15 protein-coding genes are annotated in these 14,114 nt (G+C 43.7%); 10 read left to right on the top strand and 5 right to left on the bottom strand.

Annotated features, from left to right (window positions below; translation table 11 throughout):
• Nucleotides 1–1,183 precede the first annotated feature (1,183 nt).
• Nucleotides 1,184–1,831: an ATP-binding cassette domain-containing protein gene (locus tag MY9_RS19420; protein ID WP_014665859.1), complete on the top strand. Its 648-nt coding sequence runs from the start codon at nt 1,184–1,186 to the stop codon at nt 1,829–1,831.
• 54 nt (nt 1,832–1,885) lie between these two features.
• Here the strand turns inward: MY9_RS19420 and MY9_RS19415 are convergent, their stop codons facing one another.
• Both MY9_RS19415 and MY9_RS19410 read right to left on the bottom strand, forming a co-directional pair.
• Complete coding sequence (locus tag MY9_RS19415; protein WP_014665858.1) at nt 1,886–2,563, bottom strand: CidB/LrgB family autolysis modulator; 678 nt, start codon at nt 2,561–2,563, stop codon at nt 1,886–1,888.
• Complete coding sequence (locus MY9_RS19410) at nt 2,545–2,931, bottom strand: CidA/LrgA family holin-like protein (protein WP_003227375.1); 387 nt, start codon at nt 2,929–2,931, stop codon at nt 2,545–2,547. The genes MY9_RS19415 and MY9_RS19410 overlap by 19 nt, the downstream gene beginning before the upstream one ends.
• A 105-nt stretch (nt 2,932–3,036) precedes the next feature.
• On the opposite strand from MY9_RS19410, the gene cidR reads away from it, so the two are divergent.
• The 7 genes from cidR to MY9_RS19370 all read left to right on the top strand — a co-directional run bounded on the left by cidR (nt 3,037) and on the right by MY9_RS19370 (nt 10,150).
• Nucleotides 3,037–3,942 carry a cidABC operon transcriptional activator CidR gene (gene cidR, locus MY9_RS19405; protein WP_040081438.1) on the top strand — a complete coding sequence of 302 codons (906 nt, stop codon included), beginning with the start codon at nt 3,037–3,039 and terminating at the stop codon, nt 3,940–3,942.
• Between the two features lie 7 nt (nt 3,943–3,949).
• The gene (gene thiM, locus MY9_RS19400) at nt 3,950–4,768 is read left to right on the top strand and encodes a hydroxyethylthiazole kinase (protein ID WP_014665856.1); all 819 of its coding nucleotides are present in this window, start codon (nt 3,950–3,952) and stop codon (nt 4,766–4,768) included.
• Entirely contained in the window at nt 4,765–5,433 is a 669-nt protein-coding gene (gene thiE, locus MY9_RS19395) for a thiamine phosphate synthase (RefSeq protein ID WP_014665855.1), read from the top strand. Before thiM ends, thiE begins: the two co-directional genes overlap by 4 nt.
• 155 nt (nt 5,434–5,588) lie before the next feature.
• A complete protein-coding gene (gene efeU / locus MY9_RS19385; RefSeq protein WP_014665854.1) occupies nt 5,589–7,034 on the top strand; it encodes a ferrous ion permease EfeU in 1,446 nt (481 codons plus the stop codon).
• Nucleotides 7,031–8,188 (top strand): iron uptake system lipoprotein EfeM, encoded by a 1,158-nt coding sequence (gene efeM, locus MY9_RS19380; RefSeq protein WP_014665853.1) that lies wholly within the window; start codon nt 7,031–7,033, stop codon nt 8,186–8,188. Before efeU ends, efeM begins: the two co-directional genes overlap by 4 nt.
• A gap of 18 nt (nt 8,189–8,206) precedes the next feature.
• Nucleotides 8,207–9,457 carry an iron uptake transporter deferrochelatase/peroxidase subunit gene (gene efeB, locus MY9_RS19375; RefSeq protein WP_014665852.1) on the top strand — a complete coding sequence of 417 codons (1,251 nt, stop codon included), beginning with the start codon at nt 8,207–8,209 and terminating at the stop codon, nt 9,455–9,457.
• Nucleotides 9,458–9,547: 90 nt separating this feature from the next.
• A complete protein-coding gene (locus MY9_RS19370) occupies nt 9,548–10,150 on the top strand; it encodes a DsbA family oxidoreductase (protein ID WP_014665851.1) in 603 nt (200 codons plus the stop codon).
• Between the two features lie 29 nt (nt 10,151–10,179).
• Here the strand turns inward: MY9_RS19370 and MY9_RS19365 are convergent, their stop codons facing one another.
• The 3 genes from MY9_RS19365 to slrA form a co-directional block, all read right to left on the bottom strand.
• On the bottom strand, nt 10,180–11,721 hold the full coding sequence (locus MY9_RS19365) for a solute symporter family protein (protein WP_014665850.1): 1,542 nt from the start codon (nt 11,719–11,721) through the stop codon (nt 10,180–10,182).
• Nucleotides 11,718–12,026, bottom strand: a complete 309-nt coding sequence (locus tag MY9_RS19360; RefSeq protein ID WP_003222190.1) for a DUF485 domain-containing protein — start codon at nt 12,024–12,026, stop codon at nt 11,718–11,720. The genes MY9_RS19365 and MY9_RS19360 overlap by 4 nt, the downstream gene beginning before the upstream one ends.
• Before the next feature lie 446 nt (nt 12,027–12,472).
• Nucleotides 12,473–12,631, bottom strand: a complete 159-nt coding sequence (slrA, locus tag MY9_RS19355) for a transcriptional regulator SlrA (RefSeq protein WP_014665849.1) — start codon at nt 12,629–12,631, stop codon at nt 12,473–12,475.
• Between the two features lie 354 nt (nt 12,632–12,985).
• Here slrA and slrC point away from each other — a divergent pair, with 354 nt between their 5' ends.
• Together slrC and MY9_RS19345 are read left to right on the top strand one after the other, a co-directional pair.
• Nucleotides 12,986–13,657: a transcriptional regulator SlrC gene (gene slrC / locus MY9_RS19350; protein WP_014665848.1), complete on the top strand. Its 672-nt coding sequence runs from the start codon at nt 12,986–12,988 to the stop codon at nt 13,655–13,657.
• A gap of 17 nt (nt 13,658–13,674) precedes the next feature.
• A complete protein-coding gene (locus MY9_RS19345; RefSeq protein WP_014665847.1) occupies nt 13,675–14,058 on the top strand; it encodes a GtrA family protein in 384 nt (127 codons plus the stop codon).
• Nucleotides 14,059–14,114: the final 56 nt, after the last annotated feature.

The following is a 14,114-nucleotide window of genomic DNA, read 5'->3' as shown; positions in this document are numbered from 1 at the left end:
ACGTTGTTTCGCGCTTCAAAATCAGAAAGATTTTTTTTCGATTTTTATTATTGCTTGTTCTGTTAAGAACTACTGTATTTTTAGTATTATCAATTCTAACAACGATCCTTACTGCATTAATTTTAAAACCTGATATGTTTATGAATAGCCTCCAGATGGTTAATAAAAATGAAATCATGCAAATCATATTTTTGTTAGTAGGATGGTTACTGATTTTATTTATTGTGCAACTGATTATTTTAATGTTTGAATTGATCTCGCCTACTTATGGAACTTTAATTGGTTCAGCTGTTGTACTTTTGATTTTATTTAATGATATATACGACTCTTTTTCTATTTTATTCATTCAAGCAATAGCTTCAACCTTTGATTATTCACTTTATACGTTGTTTTATGATAGGTTGTATCTTTTGATTGTAATTGTTTTTCTGACCTTAATTTGCTTGAAATTAACAAAATCTTTTCAAACATTGAGGAGATAACAAAGAATGTATTTATATGACATGAAAAATGTTTGGAGACAAAATAAATGGCCATGGATTTTTTGGCTTGTTGTAAATATTTTTTTGCTGTTTCTAATTGTTAGCAGCCTTCAAATAATTGATATTAAATCAGTTTGGGAGTCAATAATGGGAAATAGAGTTTTTTCTTTACCTTTTCCTTATTTCTTTATTTGCGGCTTTTATTTGTTATTAAACGGCAATTATTTATATTATCAACGAAGCAACATGATTTCTCTCACCCTTACTAGATTTACATCAAGAGAACGTTGGTTATTCGGTAAACTGCTTTACACTATATTATTATGTTTTATTTATTGTCTGTTACTGATTTTATTAGTGCATATAGCGGTTTTTTTAAAACATGGAAGTTTTCACTATAACAGTGCTACAATCTACACCTTTTTTACAGTGTTCTTAACATTTGTAATTTGTGGTATATGTCAGTCTGTATTGACCTTAAGGATAAAACCTATTCTGTCCTTCATTATAGTTTACGGCTTGTTGATACTGCCAGTTTGGGTAAACATTCCTTTTCCAGGTAAATACTCTTTTGTTAGTTACGCGTTTGGGCAATATGTTCCTCATAGTTATTTGCTTTTCTTTTTTCTTACAATCTTAGTTTGGGTATTTTTAGCGATAAGGAGAATTGGTCGTCAAAACTTTTTCTAAAGGAGAACACTATGTCTTTTTTAACATTAGAGAATGTAACAAAAACATTGAATTCCAACAAGGTAGTAAACAATGTTTCGCTTCAATTAGAATCAGGAAAAATATATGGATTTAGAGGCTCTAACGGTTCAGGAAAATCAATGCTTTTCAGAGTTATCTCTGGACTCCTAGTGCCTGACAATGGTGTTATTACTGTAAACGGGGAAATTTTACATAAGGAAATTTCGTTTCCAGAGAGCATGGGAATTGTTATTGAAAATCCAGAATTTGTTCCTCATTTAACTGGTAAACAAAATTTAAAAGTACTTGCATCTATAAAAAAGAAGGCTACAGATGCAGATATAGACCATGCCTTAGAAGTTGTTGGTTTGGACAAGAATGACTCAAGGAAATATAAGAAGTTTTCATTGGGGATGAAACAACGATTAGCTATAGGCCAAGCTATAATGGAAAGTCCGGATCTCCTTATACTTGATGAACCTACAAATGCACTGGATGAAGCAACGATTGAACGAATTAAGACATTTTTGAACGAATATAAAAAAAGAAACAAGTTAATTCTTATTTCAAGTCACGATAAATATTTTCTAGAATTAATTAGTGATGAAATATATGAAGTGAAAGAGGGGAGCGTAACTGCTCCTAGTAATATTGATTAATGATAAAAAATATAAAAACACCATTTCTTATTAACTTAGAAATGGTGTTTTTTCTTACATAAATGAAAGCAAAAACGGCGCCGCGCAAAGCGTCATAATCGCAGCCAAGATCATCGACACACTGGAAATCGTTCCGGACACAGAGCTGAGCTCAAATGCTTTTGACGTTCCCGCTCCGTGCGCGCTTGTGCCGAGCAGCACGCCCCGGGCGATTTCGTTATCAATTCGGAAATAGCGGATGACCATCGGGCCGATCACTGTGCCGAACAAAGCGGTTAAAATCACAAACACGGCAGTGACGGCAGGCATTCCGCCGATCATTTCAGATACGTTCATCGCGATCGGCGTTGTCACTGATCTCGGGACGAGGCTGTCAATTAAGCCGGTGCCGAGGTGAAGCCATTTCGCAATAAGAGCGGTAGAAATAATCGCGATGCATGAACCGACGGCCACATTCAAAATAATTTCCACTGCGTATTTCTTTAAAACAGGGAAATATTTATATAGCGGGATCGCGAATGCCACGGTGGCCGGCTGAAGCATATCGGTCAGCAAACCGCCGCCGAGATTATAGGACTCGTACGGGACATTCACCAGCAGCAGCAGACCGACTAACACAGCGGGCGTCAGCAATAGCGGCGACGTATAAACACGCGGAAAGCGTTGATAGACCTTTTTTGCTCCTAAATACACCAAAACCGTTAAAAACAAACTTACAATTCCGATGAACACGTATGCTTTTTCTCCTTTCTCTTTGCAATGAGTTGTGTAAGCGTTCCTGTAGACACCATCACGACAAACGTGCTGATGATGACAACAAGCAGAATGCTGACACCAAATTTCGACATAATGTCTCCGTATTCAATCACTCCGACGGCAGACGGGATAAAAAATAAAAGCAGCTCCCCGAGAAGCCACGCTGCACCAAGCTCTATCCATTCCAGCTTGATGATGTTAAAGTGCAATAATGTGAAAAGAATCACAATCCCTATTATACTGCCGGGAATATTTATATGAAGAAGGGCTGTCACCCAATTAATCAGCCTAGCAAATATAAATAACAGAGCGATTTGAATAACGGTTAGCAACAGTTTTTTCATATTGATGCCTCCCTTATATTCATATTGTACATAAGGTCTCGCTATAGGTAAAATATATATTAAGAATAAGAAGTATTCCTTTTGTCTATAGAAAGGGTGAAGCACATGGATATCCGCCATTTAACATATTTCTTGGAAGTCGCCCGTTTAAAAAGTTTTACGAAGGCTTCCCAATCCCTTTATGTTTCTCAGCCGACGATATCAAAAATGATCAAAAATTTAGAAGAAGAGCTCGGGATTGAACTGTTTTACCGAAATGGCAGGCAGGTGGAACTGACAGACGCCGGCCATAGCATGTATGTGCAGGCGCAGGAAATTATTAAATCATTTCAAAACCTGACGTCAGAATTAAATGATATTATGGAAGTCAAGAAAGGGCACGTACGGATTGGACTGCCGCCAATGATCGGCTCGGGGTTTTTCCCGAGAGTGCTCGGCGATTTCCGTGAAAACTATCCGAATGTCACCTTTCAACTAGTCGAAGACGGTTCTATAAAAGTCCAAGAAGGTGTCGGGGACGGCTCTCTTGATATCGGCGTTGTGGTCCTTCCCGCAAACGAAGACATCTTTCATTCGTTTACAATCGTAAAAGAAACCTTAATGCTTGTCGTTCACCCTTCCCACCGGCTGGCTGATGAGAAGGAATGTCAGCTGCGTGAGTTGAAGGACGAGCCTTTTATCTTCTTCAGGGAGGATTTTGTCCTGCACAACCGAATTATGACGGAATGTATCAAGGCTGGATTCCGGCCTCATATCATTTATGAAACCTCACAATGGGATTTTATTAGTGAGATGGTGTCAGCCAACCTTGGAATCGGGCTTTTGCCGGAACGAATTTGCCGCGGACTTGACCCGGAAAAAGTGAAAGTCATTCCGCTTATCGATCCGGTCATCCCTTGGCATCTCGCCATTATTTGGAGAAAGGACCGCTACTTGCCGTTTGCCGCCAGAGCTTGGCTCGAACATACGAAATCGTATTTATGGGACCCGAAAAAAGATAGTAAAGGATGATGCAAACATGGATGCACAATCAGCAGCAAAATGCCTGACTGCTGTTCGCCAGCATAGCCCTCTGGTGCACAGCATAACCAACAATGTTGTAACGAATTTCACAGCAAACGGCCTGCTCGCGCTCGGCGCATCGCCCGTTATGGCGTACGCGAAAGAAGAGGTTGCCGATATGGCGAAGATTGCGGGGGCACTCGTTTTGAATATCGGAACGCTAAGCAAGGAGTCAGTCGAAGCGATGATCATCGCGGGAAAATCAGCCAATGAACATGGCGTCCCCGTCATTCTTGATCCTGTCGGTGCCGGAGCAACACCGTTCCGAACTGAATCGGCACGTGACATCATTCGTGAGGTGCGCCTTGCTGCAATCAGAGGAAATGCGGCGGAAATTGCCCATACCGTCGGTGTGACGGATTGGCTGATCAAAGGTGTTGATGCGGGTGAAGGCGGAGGCGACATCATCCGGCTGGCTCAGCAAGCGGCACAAAAGCTAAACACGGTCATTGCGATTACTGGTGAAGTCGATGTCATTGCCGACACATCAAACGTATATGCCCTTCATAATGGCCACAAGCTGCTGACAAAAGTAACAGGCGCCGGCTGCCTGTTGACTTCCGTTGTCGGTGCGTTTTGCGCTGTGGAAGAAAATCCATTGTTTGCTGCTATCGCTGCTATTTCCTCGTATGGAGTCGCAGCTCAGCTTGCCGCACAGCAAACAGCTGACAAAGGTCCAGGAAGCTTTAAGATTGAATTGCTGAACAAGCTTTCGTCTGTTACTGAACAAGACGTCCAAGAATGGGCGACAATTGAAAGGGTGACTGTCTCATGACTCGTATTTCTCGGGAAATGATGAAAGAGTTATTATCTGTTTACTTCATTATGGGGTCAAACAATACGAAAGCTGATCCTGTCACAGTTGTACAAAAAGCGTTAAAAGGCGGTGCCACCCTGTACCAATTCCGTGAAAAGGGCGGGGATGCACTGACTGGAGAGGCTCGGGCTGAATTTGCTGAAAAAGTGCAGGCAGCCTGCCGTGAAGCTGGTGTTCCGTTCATTGTCAATGATGATGTGGAATTGGCTCTGAAGCTGAAAGCTGACGGTATCCACATCGGCCAGGAAGACGCAAACGCGAAAGAGGTAAGAGCTGCCATAGGTGATATGATTCTCGGCGTTTCCGCCCATACGATGTCTGAGGTGAAGCAAGCCGAAGAAGACGGAGCGGATTATGTCGGACTCGGGCCGATCTATCCGACTGAAACGAAAAAGGATACGAGAGCGGTACAAGGGGTATCTCTTATCGAAGCAGTCCGCCGCCAAGGCATCAGCATTCCAATTGTCGGCATCGGCGGCATCACAATAGATAATGCCTCACCTATTATCCAAGCGGGGGCCGATGGTGTCAGTATGATCAGCGCCATCAGTCAGGCGGAGGATCCTGAGGGTGCCGCACGCAAGTTTCATGAAGAAATTCAAACGTATAAAACAAGAAGATAAACGTTCTTCTTCCTTCAAAAGGCTGTTCTATAAAGGACAGCCTTTTTGCTTTATATCAAGGTTTTCAGACCTTCAAATTTTAATTGACAAAGGACAGGAACTGGCTATGATTATGTTATACAATGATAATCATTTTCAGTTATAGGAGGAACATGATGGCTCGAGGGCTGGCACTTATTTTATTCAGCTTGTTGATGGTTTTCGGTTCTGCGGCACACGCGGAAGATGATCCGATCGCTGCATTAATTCAATTAAACAAGCAAATGATCAAATCCGTACAAGACGGAGATATAGACTCGGCACAACAAACGTTTGAAACCTTCAAGGCGAAGTGGAAAAAAGAAGAACCTTCTATTAAGAAGGAAAACCTTTCTTCTCACAGCGAAATGGACGCGAATATCGCAATGATTTCTCTTTCTTTTATCAATCAAGATGCAGACAAGCTCAAAACACAGCTTGAAGAGCTTTCGTCTCATTTAGAAACCTATCAGCAGGCTGTCGTGCTGAAAAAGACATCCTCAGGTCAATCAAGGGCATCCTTAACAGCCTATATACACAGCTTGAAAGACACGAAGCAGTTAATAGAAAAAAAACAATTGGATGAAGCGTCATCCGCAATCGACAATTTAGTTACATCCTGGCTCGCCGTAGAGGGAGACGTCGTTTCCCAATCGAAAGAAGTCTATACGACATCAGAGGAAAATCTGGCGTTGATGAAAGCTGAGATCGGCAGCCATCCCGAAAAGGTATCAAAGCAAATTGACGAAATGATTCAATTGCTCGAGCCGATCGCTTCAAGCAGCTACAGCTGGTGGGACGCGGCGCTGATCCCGATTCGTGAAGGAATGGAGGCCCTCCTTGTCATCGGAGCGCTGCTAACCATGACAAAGAAAGCGCGGGTCACGCGCTCTTCGGCATGGATCTGGGGCGGGGCGTCCGCCGGCATGGTTGTTTCCTTAGCAGCGGGCATCGGTGTCACGGTTTTGTTCTCCTCCAGTGTATTCGGAGAAAACAATTTCTTGCTTGGCGGTGTTACCGGCGTATTGTCCGCTGTCATGCTTTTGTATGTCGGGGTGTGGCTGCACAGAAACACCTCAATGGATAAATGGAGAGAAAAAATCAATATCCAGAAGTCACAGGCACTGAAAAAACGAAGCCTGCTTTCCTTTGCGCTCATTGCATTTCTGGCCGTTGTAAGAGAAGGTCTCGAAACGGTCATCTTTTTCATCGGGCTTGTCGGGAAGCTCCCGCTTACTGAACTGATCGGCGGAACTGCCGCAGGGCTTATCGTTCTCGTTATCGTCGGTGTTCTGATGATCAAGCTCGGAATGCGCATTCCATTGAAGCCGTTCTTTCTTCTATCAATGGCGGTTGTCCTGTATATGTGCGTGAAATTTCTCGGCACCGGCGTTCACAGCCTTCAGCTGGCGGGCATTCTTCCGTCTGATGCAGAAAGCTGGCTGCCATCTGTATCGGTGTTAGGAATTTATCCGTCCGTGTACAGCACGATTCCGCAATTGCTGATTTTACTCTTTTTATTGATTGCGCTTGTTTCAGAAGCGGCAAAACATTTTACAAACGGAAAGGAACTGACAAAATGAATTTCACAAAAATCGCTGTATCAGCCGGATGCATCCTTGCGCTGTGCGCGGGCTGCGGAGCCAACGACACATCTTCAACTAAAGAAAAAGCTTCATCTGAGAAAAGCGGGGTCACCAAAGAGATCTCCGCTTCGGTAAATAAAATGGAAACCATCATTTCCAAGCTGAATGACTCAGCGGAAAAAGGAGACCAAAAAGAGATTGAAAAGAAAGGGAAAGAGTTAAACAGCTACTGGCTTTCCTTTGAAAACGATATTCGCAGCGACTATCCATTCGAATATACAGAAATCGAAAAGCATCTTCAGCCAATCTACACAGAAGCGCAAAAAGACAAACCGGATACAGCAAAAATCAAGACAGAATCCGAGTCACTGAAAGCATCCTTAGAAGACCTGACAGAAGCAAAGAAGAGCGGCAAAAAGGCTAGCGATCAGCTGGCAAAAGCAGCGGATGAATATAAAGGCTATGTCAAAGAGCAGAGTGACCAGCTTGTCAAAGCTACTGAAGCATTTACAAGCGCTGTGAAATCCGGCGATATCGAAAAATCTAAAACGTTATATGCGAAAGCGCGTGTTTATTACGAGCGAATCGAGCCGATCGCTGAAAGCCTTGGAGATCTTGACCCGAAAATCGATGCACGAGAAAACGATGTTGAAGAAGGAGACAAATGGACAGGCTTCCATAAGCTTGAGAAGGCCATTTGGAAGGATCAAGATATTTCCGGGGAAAAGGCAACAGCTGACCAGCTTCTCAAAGATGTAAAAAAGCTTGACGGTTCAATTCAATCACTGAAATTAACACCTGAACAAATTGTAGCAGGCGCGATGGAGCTTCTGAACGAAGCCGGGATTTCGAAAATCACGGGAGAAGAAGAGCGCTACTCACGAATCGACTTAGTCGACCTTATGGCAAATGTGGAAGGCTCCGAAGCCGTTTATCAAACAGTGAAAAGCGCGCTTGTAAAAGATCACTCCGACTTGACGGAAAAACTGGATACGGAATTCAGCGAATTTGAAGTTTTAATGGCAAAATACAAAACAAATGATCAGTCCTATACGTCTTATGATAAATTAAGTGAAAAGCAAATCAGAGAGCTGAGCACTAAGCTGACGACTCTTTCTGAAACCATGTCGAAGATTGCGAATGTGCTATAAAAGGAGTTTTGTAACATCATGAGCGATGAACAAAAAAAGCCAGAACAAATTCACAGACGGGACATTTTAAAATGGGGGGCAATGGCGGGGGCAGCCGTTGCGATCGGTGCCAGCGGACTCGGCGGACTCGCTCCGCTTGTGCAGACCGCGGCTAAGCCATCGAAAAAGGATGAAAAAGAGGATGATCAGGTCGTTCCGTTTTACGGAAAGCATCAGGCCGGAATCACGACTGCCCATCAAACGTATGTCTATTTTGCTGCGCTGGATGTAACAGCAAAAGAGAAAAGCGACATCATTACATTATTTAGAAACTGGACAAGTCTCACACAGATGCTGACGTCTGGCAAGAAAATGTCGGCTGAGCAGAAAAACCAATATCTGCCGCCGCAGGATACAGGTGAGTCTGTTGATTTACCCCCTTCCAACTTAACGGTCACATTCGGATTCGGGCCTGGCTTTTTTGAAAAAGACGGAAAGGACCGCTTCGGGCTGAAAAGCAAAAAACCGAAACACCTGGCCGCTCTTCCAGCGATGCCGAATGACAACCTGGATGAAAAGCAGGGAGGCGGAGACATCTGCATTCAAGTGTGTGCAGACGATGAGCAAGTGGCGTTTCACGCGCTGCGCAACCTGCTAAATCAAGCGGTCGGCACTTGTGAGGTCCGCTTTGTGAACAAAGGCTTTTTAAGCGGAGGAAAAAATGGTGAAACACCGCGCAACCTCTTCGGGTTCAAAGATGGAACAGGCAATCAGAGCACGGAGGATGACAGCTTGATGAACTCGATCGTGTGGATTCAGTCCGGTGAGCCTGACTGGATGACGGGCGGCACCTATATGGCTTTTCGGAAAATCAAAATGTTCCTTGAGATATGGGACCGCTCTTCCCTCAAGGACCAAGAGGATACCTTCGGCCGCAGAAAAAGCTCAGGGGCGCCTTTCGGACAGAAAAAGGAAACAGATCCCGTGAAGCTGAATCAAATTCCGTCTAATTCGCACGTCAGTCTAGCGAAATCTACTGGAAAACAAATTTTGCGAAGAGCTTTCTCTTACACAGAAGGACTTGATCCGAAAACCGGCTATATGGATGCAGGTCTCCTGTTTATCAGTTTTCAAAAAAATCCCGACAATCAGTTTATCCCGATGCTGAAGGCTCTTTCGGCAAAGGATGCGTTAAATGAATATACACAAACAATCGGTTCTGCTTTATACGCATGTCCAGGCGGCTGCAAAAAAGGAGAATATATTGCCCAGCGCTTGCTGGAATCATAAAAGAAGCCTAAATTGGCTTCTTTATTAAAAAAAAAGTTGTAACTTTAATTGTTACAGTTTAAAATCAATTTATACGAAAGGAGAATTATCATGACAGTACACATCAAAGTTTATTCAGATTACGTCTGCCCATTTTGTTTCGTTGGAAAAGCCGCTTTTGAAGAAGCGATAAAAGGAAAGGATGTTGAAGTCAAGTGGATGCCGTTTGAACTGCGCCCAAGCCCATCCCCTCAGCTTGATCCGGTCAATGATCCTTCCAAACAATACATGTGGCAGACATCCATTCTGCCAATGGCGGAGAAATTAGGAGTCGAGATCAATTTTCCAAACGTTTCGCCCCATCCGTATACAGATCTCGCGTTTGAAGGCTTCCATTTTGCGAAGGAATTCAATAAAGGACATGAATACAACACCCGTGTCTTTCAGGCATTTTTTCAAGAGGGCCAAAATATCGGCGACATTGACATCTTGACGAAGCTCGCCGAGGAAGTGGGATTAGACGGAGAATCATTTCAATCAGCACTGGAAGCAAGAACATATCAGGACGTGCAGCGCCAAGCCTTGAAGCACGCGTATGAAGAGGCTGACATCACAGCCGTTCCAACCTTTATTATTGGCGACACTGTCATTCCGGGTGCGGCCGGCAAGGATGTATTTGAAAAAGCGATTTCTGACGAGCAGAAGAAAAAGTAAGGAAAAAGCTCTCGATAAAGAGAGCTTTTTTACTCCTGTTCCATATGAATGCCAGTATGCGCCTTCACCTGTATTTCTGCAAACGTATCTTCATCAATTGTTTTATCAGACGACAGCACCGTTCCGAGCCACGCGCCGAGGAAGCCAAGCGGGATGGAAATAATCCCTGGATTAGACAGCGGGATGAGCGGATCGCCGGTGAAAATAGCACCTCCGGCCGGGTCCCACACGCTAGGGCTCATCGACACAAGCACAAGCGCGCTGATCAGGCCTGTCAGACTCCCCCATAAAGCGCCTGACGCATTGAATCGTTTCCAAAAGACCGTAAACACAATCAGCGGGAGATTTGCGCTGGCGGCTACCGCAAACGCAAGGGCAACAAGGAACGCCACATTTAAGGACTGTGCAAAAATCGCTAGGAGAATCGAGAGCACTGAGACGGCGATTGAAGCCCATCTGGCCGCTTTCATCTGTTCTTTTTCAGTTGCCTCTCCTTTTCTGATGATCTGGCTGTAAATATCATGGGCAAATGCTGAGGCGGCAGACAGCACCAATCCTGTCACGACAGCCAAAATGGTAGCGAAGGCAATGGCTGATACAAACGCGAATAGGAAGTCTCCCCCGAGCGCTTTTGCTAAAAGCGGAGCCGCCATATTTCCCGCTTGATCAGCTGCCGTAATCGCGTCAAAACCGACAAATGCAGCAGCGCCAAAGCCGAGAAACACCGTCATAATGTAAAACACGCCGATAATCCATGTCGCTGACACAACGGATGTACGGGCCGTCTTGGCATCCTTAACGGTATAAAACCGGATCAAAATATGCGGAAGCCCGGCGGTTCCCAGCACGAGTGCCAAGTTTAACGATAAGGTTTCAAGCGGCACCTTGTATTTATTCCCGGGATTCAAGAAATCAGCGCCAAGCGGAGTAGCCGTTTTCATCTGTTCAAACATGGTATTAAGGCTAAAGCCGAATTTTGAAAACACGATGATCGAAATCACGAGTGTGCCGGCCATCAGCAAAACGGCTTTAATAATTTGAACCCAGCTTGTCGCGATCATGCCCCCAAACACGACATAAATGGTCATCAGCACTCCGACGATGAGAACCGCCGCGGTGTAATCCAGCCCAAGAAGCAGTTTGATCAGCGCGCCCGCCCCCACGAGCTGGGCAATCATATAAAAAGTAGAGATGGCAATGGTGTTGAGCGCCGCAACTCCGCGGATTTTCTTTTCTTTAAATCGAGCGGCTATCATGTCTGCCATTGTATACTTTCCAAGATTCCGAAGCGGTTCCGCCACGATATACAAGACAACGAGATAAGCCACAAGAAAACCGATGCTGTAAAAGAAACCATCAAATCCATATAACGCAATCATTCCGGCAATCCCAAGAAACGAGGCGGCAGACATGTAGTCACCCGCAATTGCCAGTCCATTCTGAACACCGGTGAGCCCGCCGCCCGCCGTATAAAACTCACTTGTCGTTTTTGTCTTCTTCGCGGCAAAATACGTGATAATAAGCGTCAGGCCGACAATCGCCAAAAACAATAAAAAAGCGGTCATATTCATGTCTGTTCACCCTTTAGATCTTCTTTTAAAGCGCTTACATACCGATCGAAATGAGCTGCTCTTCGGGAATACACCGTACTCAGTATCCAAGTCATGGCGAATTGGGCGATGGCGAACAGCCAAGCCCATGAAACAGCTCCAATGGCCGGCGCATTCAAAAAGGTGAAATAAGAAGTCAAAACAGGAAGTGAAAAATAAAAGACAAAAAAGAAAATCGCAGAAGGAACAATAAAAGCACGTTTCTGCTTTAAAAAAGCTTGGAAAGACGGCGTTGCAGCAATCTGTTTGTAATCAGCTTTGTACATGGCTTTCCTCCTTTTATTCGCTATACGTAAGCAAAAAGGTACACCAATAGGTATGTACTGAAAGTCTGATTTATGCGTTGAACTATACCTGGAGGATGAAAAAAGAAGGAAGTCGTGAAGAGGTGAACACAGTGGTATAAAGACAGGCGAAGGTTTTCAAGCTCGGCCGTGTATAAACGAGTTTGCTTTCAAAACCTCACCGAATGCAGCTTCTTCTCAGCAAAGCTGCTGTTTATCAGAGCACGGTTATCATATTCGCATCACCTCTTTATGACAATGCATGTGCCAAGAGGTGATCGCATCACCGGCTGTCTGTCGTAGTTAGCTGACACACCGTTTGTCCTCAAGCTACTAAGCGCAGCAATGTGCTTTCGAAATAGAGGATATGGTGAAAACTCAGATCAGGTGATAGAAAAGCCAGAGGTAAATAGATCCGCCTGTTCGGATTAGTCTTGGCGGACGGTTTTTTTGTGGTTTTTCTTTCTCGATGCTGCTTCAGATTCTAAAAACTGCCTCACATCATGAATGCCTAATCCAATGGATCTAGCTTCTTGAATCAACATATGCCAACCTTTGTCCAAATCTTTTTTAACATGAGTTTTCATAGTAACCTCCAATTGTATAAAATGTTTTCCTGCAACATGCGGGCAATAAAAGACAAGCCGGCGCGATGATGAGGCGAGTACAACAAATTTCACACATAGTTGCTCGGTGTTCACAAACTGAAGGAAAAACCACCTACCTATTCCCTAAAAAAATGACTAATATAACCAATGGATCTTAATTATAATAATAAACAATTAAATACTGACTGGATAGTATGTAAATGAAAATAAATCAATTAGCCTATTAAAAATGACCCCTGGGAAACCGAATAGCATAATCGTTCAAAGAAATAAATACCGCTAAAGATTGATCCGGTGTAAGATAAGGGTAATCATTACCGCCAGGAGAAAAATATGAAAAAAAACAAATTTCAAATCAAAAGAGAAGCAACATTTGAAAGTTTTATAGAAGCTGGCGTGAATTTGTTGATTGATCGAGCGTATGATCCGGTTTCTGTAGAAGATATCAGCAGAGCCGCCGGATACAGCAAAGGAGCGTTTTATGTTCATTTTGTCAGCAAGGACGATTTTCTGCTGTATCTTCTTGAAAAACGCCAGATGAAAAAAAAGATCATTATAGGGTACCTTGATCAAATGGAGCGGGAATCAGTGAAATCGCTGACATTGGACGAGGCTGCAAAACACGCTGCAGAACTGCTTTATTCCTATTACATAAATAAACCGTCGTGGGACATTACCTCGTTTGCCATGAACATGCCGACATATAAAGTCTTACAGAAATGCAAGGCCTATGTCCGGCTGTACGAATTGTGGGTGGAAGAAAATGTGTTGTTTATTAATTGGCTGAAGGAGAGAAAGCTGATTGACGCCTGTATTGATCCGGAATATACGGCTAAAATAATATGTGCAGTCCTCGACGGAATCATCAAACAATCATATGTATTGGGCCAGCCCGCCACCTTCCGCAGCTTTTTAGACGCACTTTCGGCATTTTTCACCTTAGACAGAGAGCACGAGAGGCCAAGAATTTTGAAAAGTTTTTCAGAAAGCGAGGAACATCAGTGAAGTATAGAGAAATGATTATGTATGTCATTATGGGGGTTTTCACAACCATTGTGAATATCGCCAGCTTTTATATATTGGTAGAGATGATGAATATGGATTACAAAGCCGCCACTGTCGCTGCTTGGATTTTGTCCGTGCTGTTTGCTTACATAACAAATAAATTATATGTGTTTCAGCAAAAAACACATGATCTGCAGAGCCTGCTGAAAGAGATCACTGCTTTTTTCAGCGTTCGGGTCCTGTCTCTCGGCATAGATTTAGGCATGATGATCATTCTTGTCGGCCAGTTCAATACAAATGAAACCTTGGCCAAAATACTCGACAACGCAGTCATTGTTGTCGTCAACTATGTTGCGAGCAAATGGCTCGTCTTCAAAAAAACAAAAGAAGAAGGGGTATGACAGAGGACAGCAGCATATGATCTACCGTTTTCTCTGAAGAAATAAAGGGAATAAAA

The organism is Bacillus sp. JS, assembly GCF_000259365.1.
Lineage (GTDB): Bacteria > Bacillota > Bacilli > Bacillales > Bacillaceae > Bacillus > Bacillus stercoris.
This window is presented reverse-complemented; position numbering and strand designations above follow the sequence as displayed.